The sequence below is a fragment of the Streptomyces sp. NPDC002958 genome (genome assembly GCF_055563255.1).
Map to the genome: position 1 here is coordinate 71,578 of NZ_JBVHDS010000009.1, position 14,255 is coordinate 85,832.

Consider the following 14,255-nt stretch of genomic DNA (forward strand, 5'->3'; position numbering starts at 1 on the left):
CCCGTCAGCAACCGTCCGGCGCAGTGCTTCGGACGGGCGCCGTGCCCCGGACCGGCGCCCCGCCTCGGACCGGCGCCCCGCCTCAGACCAGCGCGCCGCCCGGCAGCTCCACCTTCGCGCCCAGCTTCTCCAGCTTCTCCATGAAGTTCTCGTAGCCGCGGTTGATCAGGTCGATGCCGTGCACCCGCGACGTGCCCTGCGCCGCCAGTGCGGCGATGAGGTACGAGAAACCGCCGCGCAGGTCCGGGATGACCAGATCCGCGCCCTGCAGTTTCGTCGGCCCGGACACGACCGCCGAGTGCAGGAAGTTGCGCTGGCCGAAGCGGCAGTCGGAGCCGCCCAGGCACTCGCGGTAGAGCTGGATGTGCGCACCCATCTGGTTGAGCGCGGAGGTGAAGCCGAGCCGGGACTCGTACACCGTCTCATGGACAATGGACAGGCCCGAGGCCTGCGTCAGGGCCACGACCAGCGGCTGCTGCCAGTCGGTCTGGAAACCGGGGTGCACGTCCGTCTCCAGGGCGATGGCGTTCAGCGCGCCGCCCGGGTGCCAGAAGCGGATGCCCTCGTCGTCGATCTCGAACGCGCCGCCGACCCGCCGGAACGTGTTCAGGAACGTCATCATCGAGCGCTGCTGCGCGCCCCGTACGTAGATGTTGCCCTCGGTGGCCAGCGCCGCGGACGCCCAGGAGGCCGCCTCCAGGCGGTCCGGGAGCGCCCGGTGCGTATAACCGTCCAGCCGGTCGACACCCGTGATCCGGATCGTCCGGTCGGTGTCCATCGAGATGATCGCGCCCATCTTCTGCAGTACGCAGATGAGGTCCTCGATCTCCGGTTCCACGGCCGCGTTGGACAGCTCGGTGACACCTTCGGCGAGCACGGCCGTCAGCAGCACCTGCTCGGTGGAGCCCACCGACGGGTAGGGCAGCCGGATCTTCGTGCCGCGCAGCCGCTGAGGGGCCTCCAGATACTGGCCGTCCGCCCGCTTCTCGATGGTCGCGCCGAACTGCCGCAGCACGTCGAAGTGGAAGTCGATCGGCCGACCGCCGATGTCACAGCCGCCGAGCCCCGGAATGAACGCGTGGCCCAGCCGGTGCAGCAGCGGGCCGCAGAAGAGGATCGGGATGCGCGACGAGCCCGCGTGGGCATCGATGTCGGCGACGTTGGCGCTCTCGACATGGGTCGGGTCCAGGATCAGCTCGCCCGGTTCGTCGCCGGGCCGGACCGTCACACCGTGCAGTTGCAGCAGCCCCCGCACCACCCGCACATCGCGGATGTCGGGCACATTGCGCAGTCGGCTGGGCCCGCTGCCGAGCAGCGCGGCGACCATCGCCTTCGGTACCAGGTTCTTGGCGCCTCTGACGCGGATCTCGCCCTCCAGCGGGGTTCCGCCGTGGACAAGCAGGACATCGTCTGTGCCGGTCATGAATCTCGCGTTCCGGAGTGGTCGGTCAAGGGGCCAAACGAAAGGGTAATGGCCCGCTACCCCCCTTCCGTAAGGCAGCAGGGGGTGTACGAACGTCATGAATCCGCCACAACACGCTCTGCGCCCCGACACTTGCGGAGGGTTACCGTCCGCAATGCCTTCCGGGCCATGCGCTCCCCGTGCGTCCGTGCGCCCTGAGCTGCGCTCGGGCCTCCTCGGCGACCGGGCGGCACGCTTGGACCCCGCGGAGAGCGAAGATGCGGGATCATTTCTGCCATGACCGAGGTGTCCTCGCTCACAGGGCGACTGCTCGTGGCCACACCTGCGCTCGCGGACCCGAATTTCGACCGCGCGGTGGTGCTGCTCCTCGACCACGACGAGGAGGGCTCACTCGGCGTGGTCCTGAACCGCCCGACCCCGGTCGGCGTCGGCGACATCCTCATGTCCTGGGCCGGTCTGACCGGCGAACCCGACGTCGTCTTCCAGGGTGGCCCGGTCTCGCTCGACTCGGCGCTCGGTGTGGCCGTCATCCCCGGCGACGAGGGCCCGCTCGGCTGGCGCCGGGTGTACGGGGCGATCGGCCTGGTGGACCTGGAAGCCCCGCCGGAGCTACTGGCCGCGGCGCTCGGATCGCTGCGGATCTTCGCCGGGTACGCCGGCTGGGGCCCCGGACAGCTGGAGACGGAACTGAACGAGGGTGCCTGGTACGTCGTCGAGTCCGAGCCCGGAGACCTCTCGTCCCCCCGCCCGGAACACCTCTGGCGGGCGGTCCTGCGTCGCCAGCGCAGCGAACTGGCGATGGTCGCCACCTATCCGGACGACCCTTCGCTGAACTGATGCTCCGGACTTTCAGTACCCTTGGCGGTTATGAGCACTCTTGAGCCCGAGCGCGGGGCAGGTACGGGCACCCTCGTAGAGCCGACGCCACAGGTGTCGAACGGCGACGGCGACCACGAGCGCTACGCCCATTACGTCCAGAAGGACAAGATCATGGCCAGTGCCCTGGAGGGCACCCCCGTGGTCGCACTGTGCGGGAAGGTCTGGGTACCGGGTCGCGACCCGAAGAAGTACCCGGTCTGCCCCATGTGCAAGGAGATCTACGAGTCCATGGGCGCCGGTGGCGACAAGGACAAGGGCAAGGGCGGCAAGGATAAGAAGTAGTCCGGAGCCGTTCGGGTACCACAGCTTCGGGGCCCCGGGGCGCGCGTCGAATGCGCTCCCCGGGGGCCTTTTGCGTTGCAAGGGCTGCACCGCCGGGTCACAGAGTGGTTGAGACCACTTGTCGGCGTCTGTGTGCGCACCTGTGCGTAGGACGACATCCGCGAGATCGTCGCTCACGCCGCCGAGCGATTCGGCTTGGCCGACGAGGACGAGCTGCAGTCCTGGGTCATCCGGCACTTCGGTACCTGGCTCACCGCACGCGGGCGCCGGCTCATCGGCTGGGACGAGATCCTCGAAGGCGGCCTCCCGGAGGGCGCAGCCGTGACGTCCTGGCGGGGTTACGGGGTAGGCATCGCGGCCGCCGAAGCCGGCCACGACGCCGCGATGTGCCCGGAGCAGCACGTGTACCTGGACCATCGTCAGGACGGCGGCGCCGACGCACCGATGTCCATCGGATGATCCGCACCCTGGAGGACGTCTACCGCTTCGAACCCGTACCGGTGGGCCTTTCCGAGGAGGCGGCCCGTCACATCCTCAGCGCCCGGGCCAATGTCTGGACCGAGGTCATGCGGAACCAAGTCCGCGTCGACTACCAGATCTTCCCGCGCCTCGCGGCGGTCGCGGCGGTCGCGTGGTCGCCTCTGCCCTCCTCCGTCGACCGGGACTTGGCCGACTTCGAGCGCCGAATGACCGCGTACTACGCCCGGCTTGACGCCCTCGGCGTCGATTACCGGCCGCCGAGTGGGCCGTTGCCCCGGCAGCAGCACCCCGGCGTCCTCGGACGCCTTGTTGAGGGAACGCCCCCGAACGTGTGATCCCGGCTGCACTCCGGGTCCGGCCGTCACACTCCCGGGGAGCGTGACGGTCGGCAACCGTTCTCCGGAGAGGCGCCCGCCGGACCGGAACAACCGGAACTCGCCCCGCCTTTGGGCCGGAACAACCAGAACATCACCCCGCCTTTGGATCGGAACAACCGGAACGGAGCAAGCGGCACAGGGCTCGCCGAAGAGTGGCAATTCGCGCTCTGCGTCGAAGCGGGGCGAATCGGGATCATCCCCCTGGTCAAGGACGGATACACCCTTCGCGGACCCTCGCGTCGGTCCGGTCGGAAGATGTGCCAGAGTTGCCACGTCCGGGCTTTGAGCACGTACCGTACGGCGAAACAAGCCGGACAGCCGGGACACCGGGAAGGGGCAGCTGGGTTGACCACGCACGCACCGCAGGCGACGCAGTCCGTGACGCTGCCGGCCTCGCTCGACGAGGCTGTGGCGGCACTCGGCGCCATGCCTGCCGCCGTTCCTGTGGCAGGCGGTACAGACCTGATGTCGGCCGTCAACAAGGGGCTGCTGCGCCCCTCGGGGCTGGTCGGACTCGGCCGGATCAGCGAGCTCCGAGGCTGGCACTACCAGGACGGCCACGCCCTGCTCGGCGCCGGACTCACCCACGCACGCATGGGGCGGCCCGACTTCGCCGCCCTCATCCCCGCCCTGGCCGCGTCCGCGCGCGCCGCGGGCCCGCCCCAGATCCGTAACGCCGGAACGCTCGGCGGCAACATCGCCACCGCCGCCCCGACCGGTGACGCCCTGCCGGTGCTCGCCGCTCTGGAGGCCGAGCTCGTCATCGCGGGCCCGGACGGCGCCCGCCGCGAGATCCCGGTCTCGCACCTGCTGGCCGGCCGCGACATGCTCGAACCCGCCGAACTGATCGGCTTCGTCCGGGTACCGCTGCTGCACGCCCCCCAGGTCTTCCTGAAGGCCACCGGCCGCACCGGACCCGGCCGCGCCACCGCATCCGTCGCGATCGTCCTCGACCCGGCCCGGCGCGGGGTGCGCTGCGCGGTCGGCGCCATCGCGCCGATGCCGCTTCGGCCGCTGGAGGCCGAACGCTGGATCGCCTCACTGATCGACTGGGACGGCGAACGGGGCTTGGCGCCCGACGCGCTGGCCGCCTTCGGCGAGTACGTGGCCGCGGCCTGCATCCCGGACCAGGCACCGCCCGCCGACGGGGGAGAGGCGCCACCGCTGCCCCCCGCCGTACTGCATCTGCGGCGGACCGTCGCCGCACTGGCCCGACGCGCGCTGGGGAGGGCACTGTCGTGAGCAACGAGGACCACAACGATCAGTACGGGCAGCGGGAGCAGCCGCAGCACGGGGGCTGGCAGCCGACGCCGCAGGGCGGCGAGTTCGACGCCGAGGCGACCGCCTTCGTCCACCTGCCGCCGGAGGACCTGGCGAACATCCCGCTGGCCGCGCCCGGTCAGGGCTATGTACCGCCGATGATCCTGCCGCTGACACCCGCGGCCGGGCTCGATCCGGCGACCATGGGCGGCTGGATCGAGCAGACGCAGAGCCAGGACCGGAGTCGACAGGAGCGGGGTACGGAGGCTGAGCAGCCGACCCCCGGCGCGGTGCACTGGCCGAACCCGAACCCGAACCCGAACCCGAACCAGCAGCCGCAGTACGAGTACGAGTACCCGCAGCAGGAGCAGTACCGGGAGACCTCGGCCGCGACGGGCCAGTGGAACTTCACGGAGTCGACCGAGTTCGGCAGTCCCGCCGACCATGCCGACCCTGCCGACTTTGCCGACCACGGCAGTCCGGCTGGGCACACCGATCACAGCGTTCAGTCCGGCCCCGCGGGCTCCGTCGGCCACACCGGCCAGTGGACGATCCCGGTCGCCGACGGTGACCTCCCGGAGGAGTCCGGCGAGTTCGCGGCCTCGGCTCTGGCCGCCCAGTGGTACGCGGACCGGACCCCGCCGGCCACGCTGCCGGGCGGTGCGCCCGCACCGTGGGCGACGCAGCCGGTCCCGGGCCCCGACCCCGAGCTCGTGGTGGAGCCGGCACTCGGCGCGGACATCGAGCCGGAGCGCGCGCCGGAAGCCGATTTCGCGCCAGTGGCGGAGCCCGTGACGCCCTTCGCGGCGCCCTCCGTGACGTCCTCTGCGACGCCCTCCGTGACGTACGAAGACACCCTCCAGGCCCCGGAGGCAGTGCCGGACACGGTGACTGCCGAGGACAGGCTCGTACCTGCTGTCGCAGACACCCCCGCTCTCGGAGTGGACCTCACACAGGTTCCGGCCTCCGACACCTCCGCCCCCTCCGATTTGGCCGACACCCCGGCCGGGCACCCGGTGGAGGCCACGCCCGAGCACCACCCGGCGGAGCCGTCGGCCGACACGGCGGCACCCGCCCCCGAGCCGGACACGACACCGGACACGACGCCGGACACGCCCCCCGATGCACTTCCCCTGAATGCCCCGCTCGAAGGCCCACCGCTCGCAGCCCAGCCCCAGGACGCCCAACTTCACGACGCCCAACCCCAGGACGCCCAACTTCACGACGCCCAGCCCGAGGACGCCCAACCTCTCGATCTCCCCAGCGAGCACCCCGCCGCCTCCTACGTCCTGCATGTGAACGGCGCCGACCGCCCCGTCACCGACGCCTGGATCGGCGAGTCGCTCCTCTACGTGCTCCGCGAGCGCCTCGGCCTCGCCGGTGCTAAGGACGGCTGCTCGCAGGGCGAGTGCGGTGCCTGCAACGTCCAGGTGGACGGCCGTCTGGTCGCCTCCTGCCTGGTCCCCGCGGCAACCGCGGCCGGCAGCGAGGTCCGTACGGTCGAGGGCCTGGCCGTGGACGGCGAGCCGTCCGACGTCCAGCGCGCCCTCGCCAAGTGCGGCGCCGTCCAGTGCGGCTTCTGCATCCCCGGCATGGCCATGACCGTCCACGACCTCCTGGAGGGCAACCACGCCCCCAGCGAACTGGAGACGCGCCAGGCGCTCTGCGGCAACCTCTGCCGCTGCTCCGGCTACCGAGGCGTCCTCGATGCCGTGAACGAGGTCATCGCAGGCCGCGAGGCGATCACCGCCCCCGCCGCCTCGTCGGACTCCTCGTCCCCGGAGCCCGACGAGGCCCGCATCCCGCACCAGGCGGCCCCCGGTGCAGGTGCGGTGTGGAAGCCCCACGCCGACAGCAACCCCCCACGCCCCCGGCCCACGCCAGACACGTCTCCGGGGGCCACCGGTAGTGTTCAGCCGCACCCGCAGGACGGAGGCATGGCGTGAGCAACGACGCAGCCACCGCTGCCAACGCGACCAGCACACGGATCACCACCCCGTCGGCCGAGGGGCCCGACACCGAGCCGCCCGCGCTGGGCCTCGGCGTCTCCCTCCCGCCCGCCGACGCGCGGGCCAAGACCGAGGGCACCTTCCCGTACGCCGCCGACCTCTGGGCCGAGGGCCTGCTGTGGGCGGCCGTACTCCGCTCCCCGCACCCGCACGCCCGCATCCTGTCCATCGACACCTCGGCCGCCGTCGAGATGCCGGGGGTACGGGCCGTCGTCACGCACGAGGACGTTCCCGGGGAGGGCGCGTACGGGCGCAGGATCGTGGACCGCCCGGTCTTCGCCTCCGACCTGGTCCGCCACCACGGCGAGCCGATCGCCGCAGTCGCGGCCGACCACCCCGACACGGCCCGTCTGGCCGCCGCGGCCATCGCCGTCGAGTACGAGGTCCTCGAACCGGTCACCGACCCGGAGAAGGCCTTCGCCGCCGAACCGCTGCACCCCGACGGCAATCTGATCCGTCACATCCCGCTGCGCTACGGAGACCCGGAGGTCTCCGGCGAGGTCATCGTCGAGGGCCTGTACCGCATCGGCCGTCAGGACCCGGCCCCGATCGGCGCCGAGGCCGGACTCGCCGTACCCCGCCCCGACGGCGGCGTGGAGATCTACACCGCCTCCACGGACCCGCACACCGACCGCGATCTCGCCGCCGCCTGCTTCGGCCTCGAACCGGACCGGGTGAAGGTCGTCGTCACCGGCGTACCCGGCGCGACCGGCGACCGCGAGGACCCCGGCTTCCAGCTCCCGCTCGGGCTGCTCGCGCTGCGCACCGGCTGCCCGGTCAAACTGGCCGCCACCCGCGAGGAGTCCTTCCTCGGCCACGCCCACCGCCACCCGACGCTGCTGCGCTACCGCCACCACGCGGACGCCGAGGGCCGGCTCGTGAAGGTCGAGGCGCAGATCCTGCTCGACGCGGGCGCGTACGCCGACGCCTCGTCCGAGTCGCTGGCCGCGGCGGTCGCGTTCGCCTGCGGCCCGTACGTCATCCCGCACGCCTTCATCGAGGGCTGGGCTGTCCGTACGAACAACCCGCCGTCCGGCCACGTGCGCGGCGAGGGCGCGATGCAGGTCTGCGCGGCATACGAGGGCCAGATGGACAAGCTGGCCGCCAAGCTCGGCATCGACCCGGCCGAACTGCGCCTGCGCAACGCCCTTGCCACCGGCGACATCCTCCCCACCGGCCAGACGGTGACCTGCCCGGCACCGGTGGCCGAACTCCTGCAATCCGTACGTGACTTCCCTCTCCCCGCCCTCCCCAAGGACGCCCCGGAGGACGACTGGCTGCTCCCCGGCGGCCCGGAGGGCGCGGGCGAGCCCGGTGCGGTGCGCCGAGGGGTCGGCTATGCGCTCGGCATGGTTCACATGCTCGGGGCGGAGGGCGCCGACGAGGTCTCCACGGCCACGGTCAGGGTCCACGACGGCATCGCGACGGTCATCTGCGCCGCGGTCGAAACGGGTCAGGGCTTCTCCACCCTCGCCCGCCAGGTGGTCCAGGAGACCCTGGGCATCGAAGAGGTCCACGTAGCGTCCATCGACACCGACCAGCCCCCGGCCGGCCCGGCGACGCACGGCCGGCACACCTGGGTCTCGGCGGGAGCGGTGGAACGCGCCGCCAAGATGGTCCGCACCCAGCTTCTCCAGCCCCTGGCCCACAAGTTCGGCATGTCCACGGAGCTGCTGCAGATCGCCGGCGGCAAGATCACCTCGTACGACGGGGTGCTGTCCACGACGGTCACGGAAGCGATGGACGGCAACGAACTCTGGGCCACCGCCCAGTGCCGTCCCCACCCGACCGAACCCCTGGACGAGTCGGGCCAGGGCGACGCCTTCGTCGGTCTCGCCTTCTGCGCGATCCGCGCGGTGGTGGACGTCGACATCGAACTCGGCTCCGTACGGGTCGTGGAGATGGCGGTCGCCCAGGACGTCGGCCGGGTCCTCAACCCGTCCCAGCTGGCGACCCGTATCGAGGCGGGCATCACCCAGGGCATCGGCGCCGCCCTCACCGAGAACCTCCGCAGCGCCCACGGCCTGATCCGCCACCCCGACCTCACCGGCTACGCACTGCCGACGGCCCTGGACGCACCGGACATTCGCATCGTCAAACTCATCGAGGAACGCGACGTGGTGGCCCCCTTCGGCGCCAAGGCCGCGTCAGCAGTGCCCGTGGTGACGTCCCCGGCAGCGGTGGCCGCAGCCGTGCGAGCGGCCACCGGCCGCCCGATCAACCGTCTCCCCATAAGGCCCCAGGCGGCGGTGGCGGCCCCCAACTCCTGAACCGTGCACGGATGGTGTGATCCGGGTTGCACCTGCAACCCGGAGATGCACACTGTCACCGCTGCTGGCTAAGGTGAAACCCGAGGCTGAAGCCGAAGCGTCAATCGGCTGTTGCTGAACGGGGGGAGATGGCTGTGGGACAGAGCGATCCGGGGGCCAAGTCTTCGGCGTATTCATTGGGTGTCCTGGGCGGCATGGGCGCGATTGGCGCGGTGGCCCAGAACGCGGTGGGCGATCTGGTCACCGAACTGTCGTCGTTCACGAAGTTCCGTGAACGCGTCGACGAACTCCTCCGGGATCTCAAAGCATCCCCGGCAGACTCGAAGAAAATGGGCGAAGTCGCCATCGGTGCGACCCAGTTCGGCGACCCCGCGTGGGCAGAGGCATCCGGCCTGCACACCGCGTACCAGAAAATCGTCACGGAGCTGGAAACCCTCTCGACGTTGCTGTCGGATTCCATAGAAGGTTTGGGCATCGCGGTCCTGGCAGCGCACAAGGGCTACGAGAACCTTGACGACGACATCCGCGACCGCATGCTCGCCATCAAGTCGGGCGCGGAGAAGCACTATGAGGGTGAGTACAACCCGATTCCGAACGAGGGCAAGCAGGACGGTGGGCAGCCGGCGACGACTCCCCAGCCTTCGCCGACGGAGGAGACCGGAGCCGCGTGATGGCGATGAAGATTGCCTGGCGATCGCTGGTATGAACGCTGGTATGAACGGGGGAGCGGGATGAGCACGACATCGTTCGAGGGCATGTCCCACGTGCAGTTGGTTGCGTGGCTGGACCAAGCCAACAGCGAGGCCGTCAAAGCTGTGGCCGACCGCTTGGCGAGCGCGGCGACGGAGATCGACAAGATCGGTGAGGAACTGAAGATCCGTCCGCAGATCGTGGAATGGAAGGGGCAGGGTGCGGAGTCGTTCCGTACCTGGAGCGCGGACCTGGCCAACGCGACGCTGCGTCTCGGTCTCTACAGCAACGGGGCATCGACGCAGCTGAGCCACGCGGCTGACGCGATCGCCCTGGCCAAGGCGGCGACACCGCGTCCCCAGGGGGATCCGGAGGCGACGATGAAGGCTGCTCTCCAGAACCACAACGATCCGGATGCCACGGCTCTGGTGCGGAAGCTGACCGAGGAGCGGGAGGCGGCGGCTGCGGAGATGAGGAAGCTTTCCCAGGCGTACTCCCAGTCGGTCGAGGGCTTCGGCAAGCTGGAGAAGCCCGAGTTTCCGCCGCCGCCGCAGGTGATCGCGCCGGAGGACACACAGGCCAAGCGGAGCGACACCAACGAACGCATCTCGGGCGGGGGGTCGGCGGGGGGAGTCGCCGGTGCCCATGCTGGAAGCTCCTCGACGTCTGTAGGCGGTCACGGAGCGGTGGGCGGCGTGACAACGCCGTCGTCCACGTACGCGAGCGTGACGGCACCGGTCGCCAGCGTGGTGCGGCCGCCGGTGGACATGGAGATCGACAGTGTTAAGACGCTGCCGACGACGGCTCCGTCAAATCCTGTGCTGGGTCCGTCCGTAACTCCCGGGCCGAGCAAGCCCGATGCATTCCTCGCTACGCCTGCTGTTCTGCCGCCCGTCATTGGTGGAAGGCCTCAGCCGACGAACGTCGGCGGGAGGACGACTGGGATCCCCCGTCCACCGATGCCTCCGGCTAACGGGAATACGGGCGTGAGCCCGGTCGGTCGCCCGTCCCGAGACGCCGGGATCGTCGGTGGCCGTCCGGCCGCGCAGACGTCCGGGCGGCCTGGGGGAGGTCTTCCTCGTGGCACCGTGATCGGTGGCGAGGGCACACACGCCGACCGTGGAGCGATGGGGCGCGGCGCGGGAATGAGCGGATTCGGGAGCGGTGGCCAGAGCGGAATCGTGGGTGGCCGCCGACTTGCCGGGGAGACCGGGGGCATGGTGGGAGGCCGTCCACAGCAGCCAGGGCGGACATCTGCACGCCCGTTCACTCCTGGAGGCACCGGTCTGGTGCGGGGCGCGGGTGGTCAGATGGGGCGCGGCGGAGCGTCAACCCCTCAGCGTGCCGGGGAGCCGCGCCGTGACGAACGTGAGCGGCTGGACTATCTCGTCGAGGACGAAGAGACGTGGCAGCAGGGCAGCCGACGGGTTGTCCCACCAGTGATCGACTGAGCAGCAAGAAAACAGACAGAGGGAATTGGATGCGTACCAGCAGTGCAGCGGTCATCCGTCGTGGAACCGTCGTATCCGCGGTAGCGGCGTCGCTACTGGTGGGCGCTAGCCCTGTGTCCGCGGATTCTGTTCGTGCGAGGCAGTGGCATCTGGACGTGATGCAGGCCGACCGGATGTGGGCGTCGAGTACGGGAGAAAACGTTACCGTCGCCGTTATTGATTCAGGTGTCGATGCGTCAACCCCTGATCTCCGAGGGCGTGTACTCAAAGGGAAAGACCTGGCGGCGGACTCTCCGGGCGATGAGCACACCGATTACGACAATCACGGGACCGGGATGGCTGGCCTCATCGCCGGGACGGGCGATTCCGGCGGCGGGGACGGTGCCTTTGGGCTAGCGCCTTCGAGCAAAATTCTCCCCATTCGCGTGAGGGATAACTTCGGAAAAGTCAATGGTGCGACAGGGGATGAAAATTTCAACGACGACGTGTCTGCAGGGATTCGTTTTGCGGCTGACAACGGCGCCAAAGTAATTAATATCTCTCTCGGTAACAATGTGGGATCGCAGCGTCTCACGGATGCCGTGAAGTACGCCCTGGGCAAGGGATCGCTCGTTTTCGCAGCCGCAGGGAACAGCGCTGACGAGGGAAACGCGATCGAGTACCCGGCCGGAACTCCTGGCGTCGTCGGCGTGGGGGCGGTCGGGAAGGACCTTAAGAGGTCCAAGTCCTCTCAGTATGGTCCACAGGTCGATCTGTCCGCCCCGGGCGTGGACATGGTCCACACCTGCAGTGGGGGTACTCAGCTGTGCAAGAGCAGCGGTACCAGCGATGCCACCGCCATCGCCTCCGCATCCGCCGCCTTGATCTGGTCCAAGCACCCCGACTGGACGAACAACCAAGTCCTGCGCGTCATGCTCAACACGGCCGGCGGCCCGATCAGTGGCGACGAGCGTACGGACTACATCGGCTACGGGATCGTTCGCCCCCGCATCGCCCTGAAGACCCCGGGAGACCCCGGCCCCGCCGACGAGTACCCCCTCCCCGACCTCGCGGCGGCCGAGAGCCCCAGCCCCTCCGCCAAGCCTTCTAAGGCGACCGGAAGTTCAGAGAACACTGACAAGCCCGCTGCTGCGCGTCCGGCGGCCGACGACCAGAGCACCAACACCGCACTTTGGATCGCCCTGGGCATCCTCGTGGCCGCTCTTGCCGGTGCCGTGGTGACCTTCGTCGTCATCCGCTCCCGCCGACGGCAGGCTGCGGACCCGGCCACGCCGCCGCATCAGCCGCCGTACGCCTATCAGCAGCCGCCGTACGCGCCCTACGTTCCGCCGCCGGGCGGCCCAGGAGCCGACTCGCCGTATGGTGGCGCTCCGAACCAGGGCGGCCCCACCAGGTGAACCCGTTCCGCCACGCCCGTGAGAGAGGCATGCCCTTCAGTATCGGGCGAAGGAAGTGGCACCAGGTGGTCCTTCCGGCCGCGATGGCACTGCTGCTGGTCGGCGCCTCGGCCACGACGGGATGGGGCAGACCGGGCTAAGGAGCCGGTCCGCCCCACGTTGTCCATGCGTCAGCGGTTGATCTCGACGAACCGGATGCCGTCGTTGTTGAGAGGATCGGCATCTGTCGAGCCGTCTGGCTGGATGCTGTACCGCACGGCCTCCGGGATGCCGGTGGCTCCCTTGGGGACCTTGACCTTGAAAGTGAAGGTGGCCTGCGCCGGGATGTCCCCGAGATCGCAGGTGACGGTTCCGTCCTTGGCGGGCGTGGCGCACTCCTTGGGCTGCCAGTGCACCGCGTATCCCGGGAATGGCTCCAGCCGGATCGTCCCCTTGGCGGGCTGCGAGCCTTGGTTGCCGTAGTCGAAGTCGTACGTGACCACTCCATCGGCGTCCGGCTTCGAGGCGTGGGGCGGCGGGAACATGAACAGGTCCACGTCGGCCTCCTTTTCCACGGCCTTGGTCGCGCTGACGCTGTCGCCCGAGGCGGCACCGTCGGCCGCGCCCTTCTCGACCAGTTCGACGCTCAGCGCGGGCTTCGAGGCGTCCCATGCGCCGTCGGGGGCTTGCAAACGAGCCTTGGTCTTACCGGACTTGGGCAGGTCGTCGTAGGTGATGCTCACCGTCGACGCGTTCACGCGCGTGCCCTTGCTGGCGACGGCCGCCCAGGTGAATCCGTTCTTCGCGGTCATTCTGAGCTCGGCCCCCGCCGCTGGGCGCTCTCCCTTCCACCCGAAGGTCACGGGGACGGCCAGTCGGCCCCCGCGCGGTACGTTCAACGAGTCCGGGGTCTGCGCGAGGAGGGTCGTGTGGGCGGCACCGGGGGAGGCGGAGGCAGCGCTCGGCGTGGCCTCCGCGGATGAGCCGTCGGTCGACGAGCTCGACGAGCACGCGCTCAGCAGCAGGGTGGCAGAGGCCAGTGCGGCGGCGCAGGCACAGCGGGCGGCGCGTGTGCGGGACGGACGTACGTGCTGGGAAGTCATGTGGTTCGGGTCAATTCCGCGTAGACGATGATGTTGTCGGGCCTGTGGCCGTCGGTGAGGGAGCCGCCGCAGGTGACGACGCGCAGAGCGGCCGTGCTGGTGTCGCCGTAGACCCGCTCGGTGGGAAAGTGGTCCTTGGGGACCTGTTGCAGCTCCCGGACGGTGAACTCGGCTTGCGTGCCGTCCGCCCGGTCGACCAGGATTTTGTCCCCGGGGCGTGTGTGGGAAATGTCGCGCAGCACGGCGGGGCCCTCGACGGTGTCGAAGTGGCCGATGAGCACGGCCGGCCCACGCTCCCCCGGAGTGACTGCTCCGGTGTACCAGCCCATGCGGTCCGCCTGGGCGACAGAGGGCACCTGCACGCTTCCGTCGCTGCGCAGGCCGAGTGGCAGCAGCGGCCCCGTGTCCACGCCCGCGGACGGTATGCGGACCCGGACCGGCTCGGACCGGGTAAGCGGGGGTACGGCAGCGAGCGTGGACGCCGAGGGGGAGGTGTCCTGCCGGGAGGCTGCCACCGGGATATGCGTGCCCGTGTCGTCGGCCGGGGCGCCCAGGCCGCCGTACACAGCGATGCCGATCCCGAGGGCAAGCGAGCTCGCGCCCGCCACGGCGCCGGCGGGGCGCCGCGGACGCGAGCCCGCGACGCCCCGCCGGC

General features: G+C 70.1%; 11 protein-coding genes and 1 pseudogene. 9 read left to right on the forward strand and 3 right to left on the reverse strand.

The window, feature by feature from the left end; all coding sequences use genetic code 11:
• Positions 1 to 82: 82 nt before the first annotated feature.
• Positions 83 to 1,423 carry a UDP-N-acetylglucosamine 1-carboxyvinyltransferase gene (murA, locus tag ACZ3IC_RS17955; protein ID WP_467417296.1) on the reverse strand — a complete coding sequence of 447 codons (1,341 nt, stop codon included), beginning with the start codon at positions 1,421 to 1,423 and terminating at the stop codon, positions 83 to 85.
• A gap of 276 nt (positions 1,424 to 1,699) precedes the next feature.
• Between murA and ACZ3IC_RS17960 the strand changes: the two genes are divergently transcribed.
• The 9 genes and pseudogenes from ACZ3IC_RS17960 (at position 1,700) to mycP (ending at position 12,518) form a co-directional block, all read left to right on the forward strand.
• Positions 1,700 to 2,260: a YqgE/AlgH family protein gene (locus tag ACZ3IC_RS17960; protein ID WP_467417297.1), complete on the forward strand. Its 561-nt coding sequence runs from the start codon at positions 1,700 to 1,702 to the stop codon at positions 2,258 to 2,260.
• 30 nt (positions 2,261 to 2,290) lie between these two features.
• The gene (locus ACZ3IC_RS17965; protein WP_072484142.1) at positions 2,291 to 2,584 is read left to right on the forward strand and encodes a DUF3039 domain-containing protein; all 294 of its coding nucleotides are present in this window, start codon (positions 2,291 to 2,293) and stop codon (positions 2,582 to 2,584) included.
• Between the two features lie 192 nt (positions 2,585 to 2,776).
• Positions 2,777 to 3,399: pseudogene (locus ACZ3IC_RS17970) on the forward strand (family 20 glycosylhydrolase); the annotation flags it as partial.
• Positions 3,400 to 3,786: 387 nt separating this feature from the next.
• Positions 3,787 to 4,683: an FAD binding domain-containing protein gene (locus tag ACZ3IC_RS17975; RefSeq protein ID WP_451263906.1), complete on the forward strand. Its 897-nt coding sequence runs from the start codon at positions 3,787 to 3,789 to the stop codon at positions 4,681 to 4,683.
• A complete protein-coding gene (locus tag ACZ3IC_RS17980; protein WP_467417300.1) occupies positions 4,680 to 6,647 on the forward strand; it encodes a (2Fe-2S)-binding protein in 1,968 nt (655 codons plus the stop codon). The genes ACZ3IC_RS17975 and ACZ3IC_RS17980 overlap by 4 nt, the downstream gene beginning before the upstream one ends.
• On the forward strand, positions 6,644 to 8,980 hold the full coding sequence (locus ACZ3IC_RS17985) for a xanthine dehydrogenase family protein molybdopterin-binding subunit (RefSeq protein ID WP_467417301.1): 2,337 nt from the start codon (positions 6,644 to 6,646) through the stop codon (positions 8,978 to 8,980). Before ACZ3IC_RS17980 ends, ACZ3IC_RS17985 begins: the two co-directional genes overlap by 4 nt.
• Before the next feature lie 134 nt (positions 8,981 to 9,114).
• On the forward strand, positions 9,115 to 9,651 hold the full coding sequence (locus ACZ3IC_RS17990) for a hypothetical protein (RefSeq protein ID WP_467417303.1): 537 nt from the start codon (positions 9,115 to 9,117) through the stop codon (positions 9,649 to 9,651).
• A 60-nt stretch (positions 9,652 to 9,711) separates the two neighbouring features.
• Positions 9,712 to 11,121 (forward strand): WXG100 family type VII secretion target, encoded by a 1,410-nt coding sequence (locus tag ACZ3IC_RS17995; protein WP_467417305.1) that lies wholly within the window; start codon positions 9,712 to 9,714, stop codon positions 11,119 to 11,121.
• A 29-nt stretch (positions 11,122 to 11,150) separates the two neighbouring features.
• Positions 11,151 to 12,518: a type VII secretion-associated serine protease mycosin gene (gene mycP / locus ACZ3IC_RS18000; RefSeq protein WP_467417306.1), complete on the forward strand. Its 1,368-nt coding sequence runs from the start codon at positions 11,151 to 11,153 to the stop codon at positions 12,516 to 12,518.
• Between the two features lie 170 nt (positions 12,519 to 12,688).
• Here mycP and ACZ3IC_RS18005 read toward each other — a convergent pair whose 3' ends face one another.
• Entirely contained in the window at positions 12,689 to 13,600 is a 912-nt protein-coding gene (locus ACZ3IC_RS18005; protein ID WP_467417307.1) for a hypothetical protein, read from the reverse strand.
• Positions 13,597 to 14,208 carry a class F sortase gene (locus ACZ3IC_RS18010; RefSeq protein ID WP_467417309.1) on the reverse strand — a complete coding sequence of 204 codons (612 nt, stop codon included), beginning with the start codon at positions 14,206 to 14,208 and terminating at the stop codon, positions 13,597 to 13,599. The genes ACZ3IC_RS18005 and ACZ3IC_RS18010 overlap by 4 nt, the downstream gene beginning before the upstream one ends.
• Positions 14,209 to 14,255: the final 47 nt, after the last annotated feature.

Excerpts from the sequence above, each read along its gene's own strand:
- murA (WP_467417296.1), bottom strand. The coding sequence starts at position 1,423 with ATGACCGGCACAGACGATGTCCTGCTTGTCCACGGCGGAACCCCGCTG.
- ACZ3IC_RS17960 (WP_467417297.1), top strand. The coding sequence starts at position 1,700 with ATGACCGAGGTGTCCTCGCTCACAGGGCGACTGCTCGTGGCCACACCT.
- ACZ3IC_RS17965 (WP_072484142.1), top strand. The coding sequence starts at position 2,291 with ATGAGCACTCTTGAGCCCGAGCGCGGGGCAGGTACGGGCACCCTCGTA.
- ACZ3IC_RS17995 (WP_467417305.1), top strand. The coding sequence starts at position 9,712 with ATGAGCACGACATCGTTCGAGGGCATGTCCCACGTGCAGTTGGTTGCG.
- mycP (WP_467417306.1), top strand. The coding sequence starts at position 11,151 with ATGCGTACCAGCAGTGCAGCGGTCATCCGTCGTGGAACCGTCGTATCC.
- ACZ3IC_RS18005 (WP_467417307.1), bottom strand. The coding sequence starts at position 13,600 with ATGACTTCCCAGCACGTACGTCCGTCCCGCACACGCGCCGCCCGCTGT.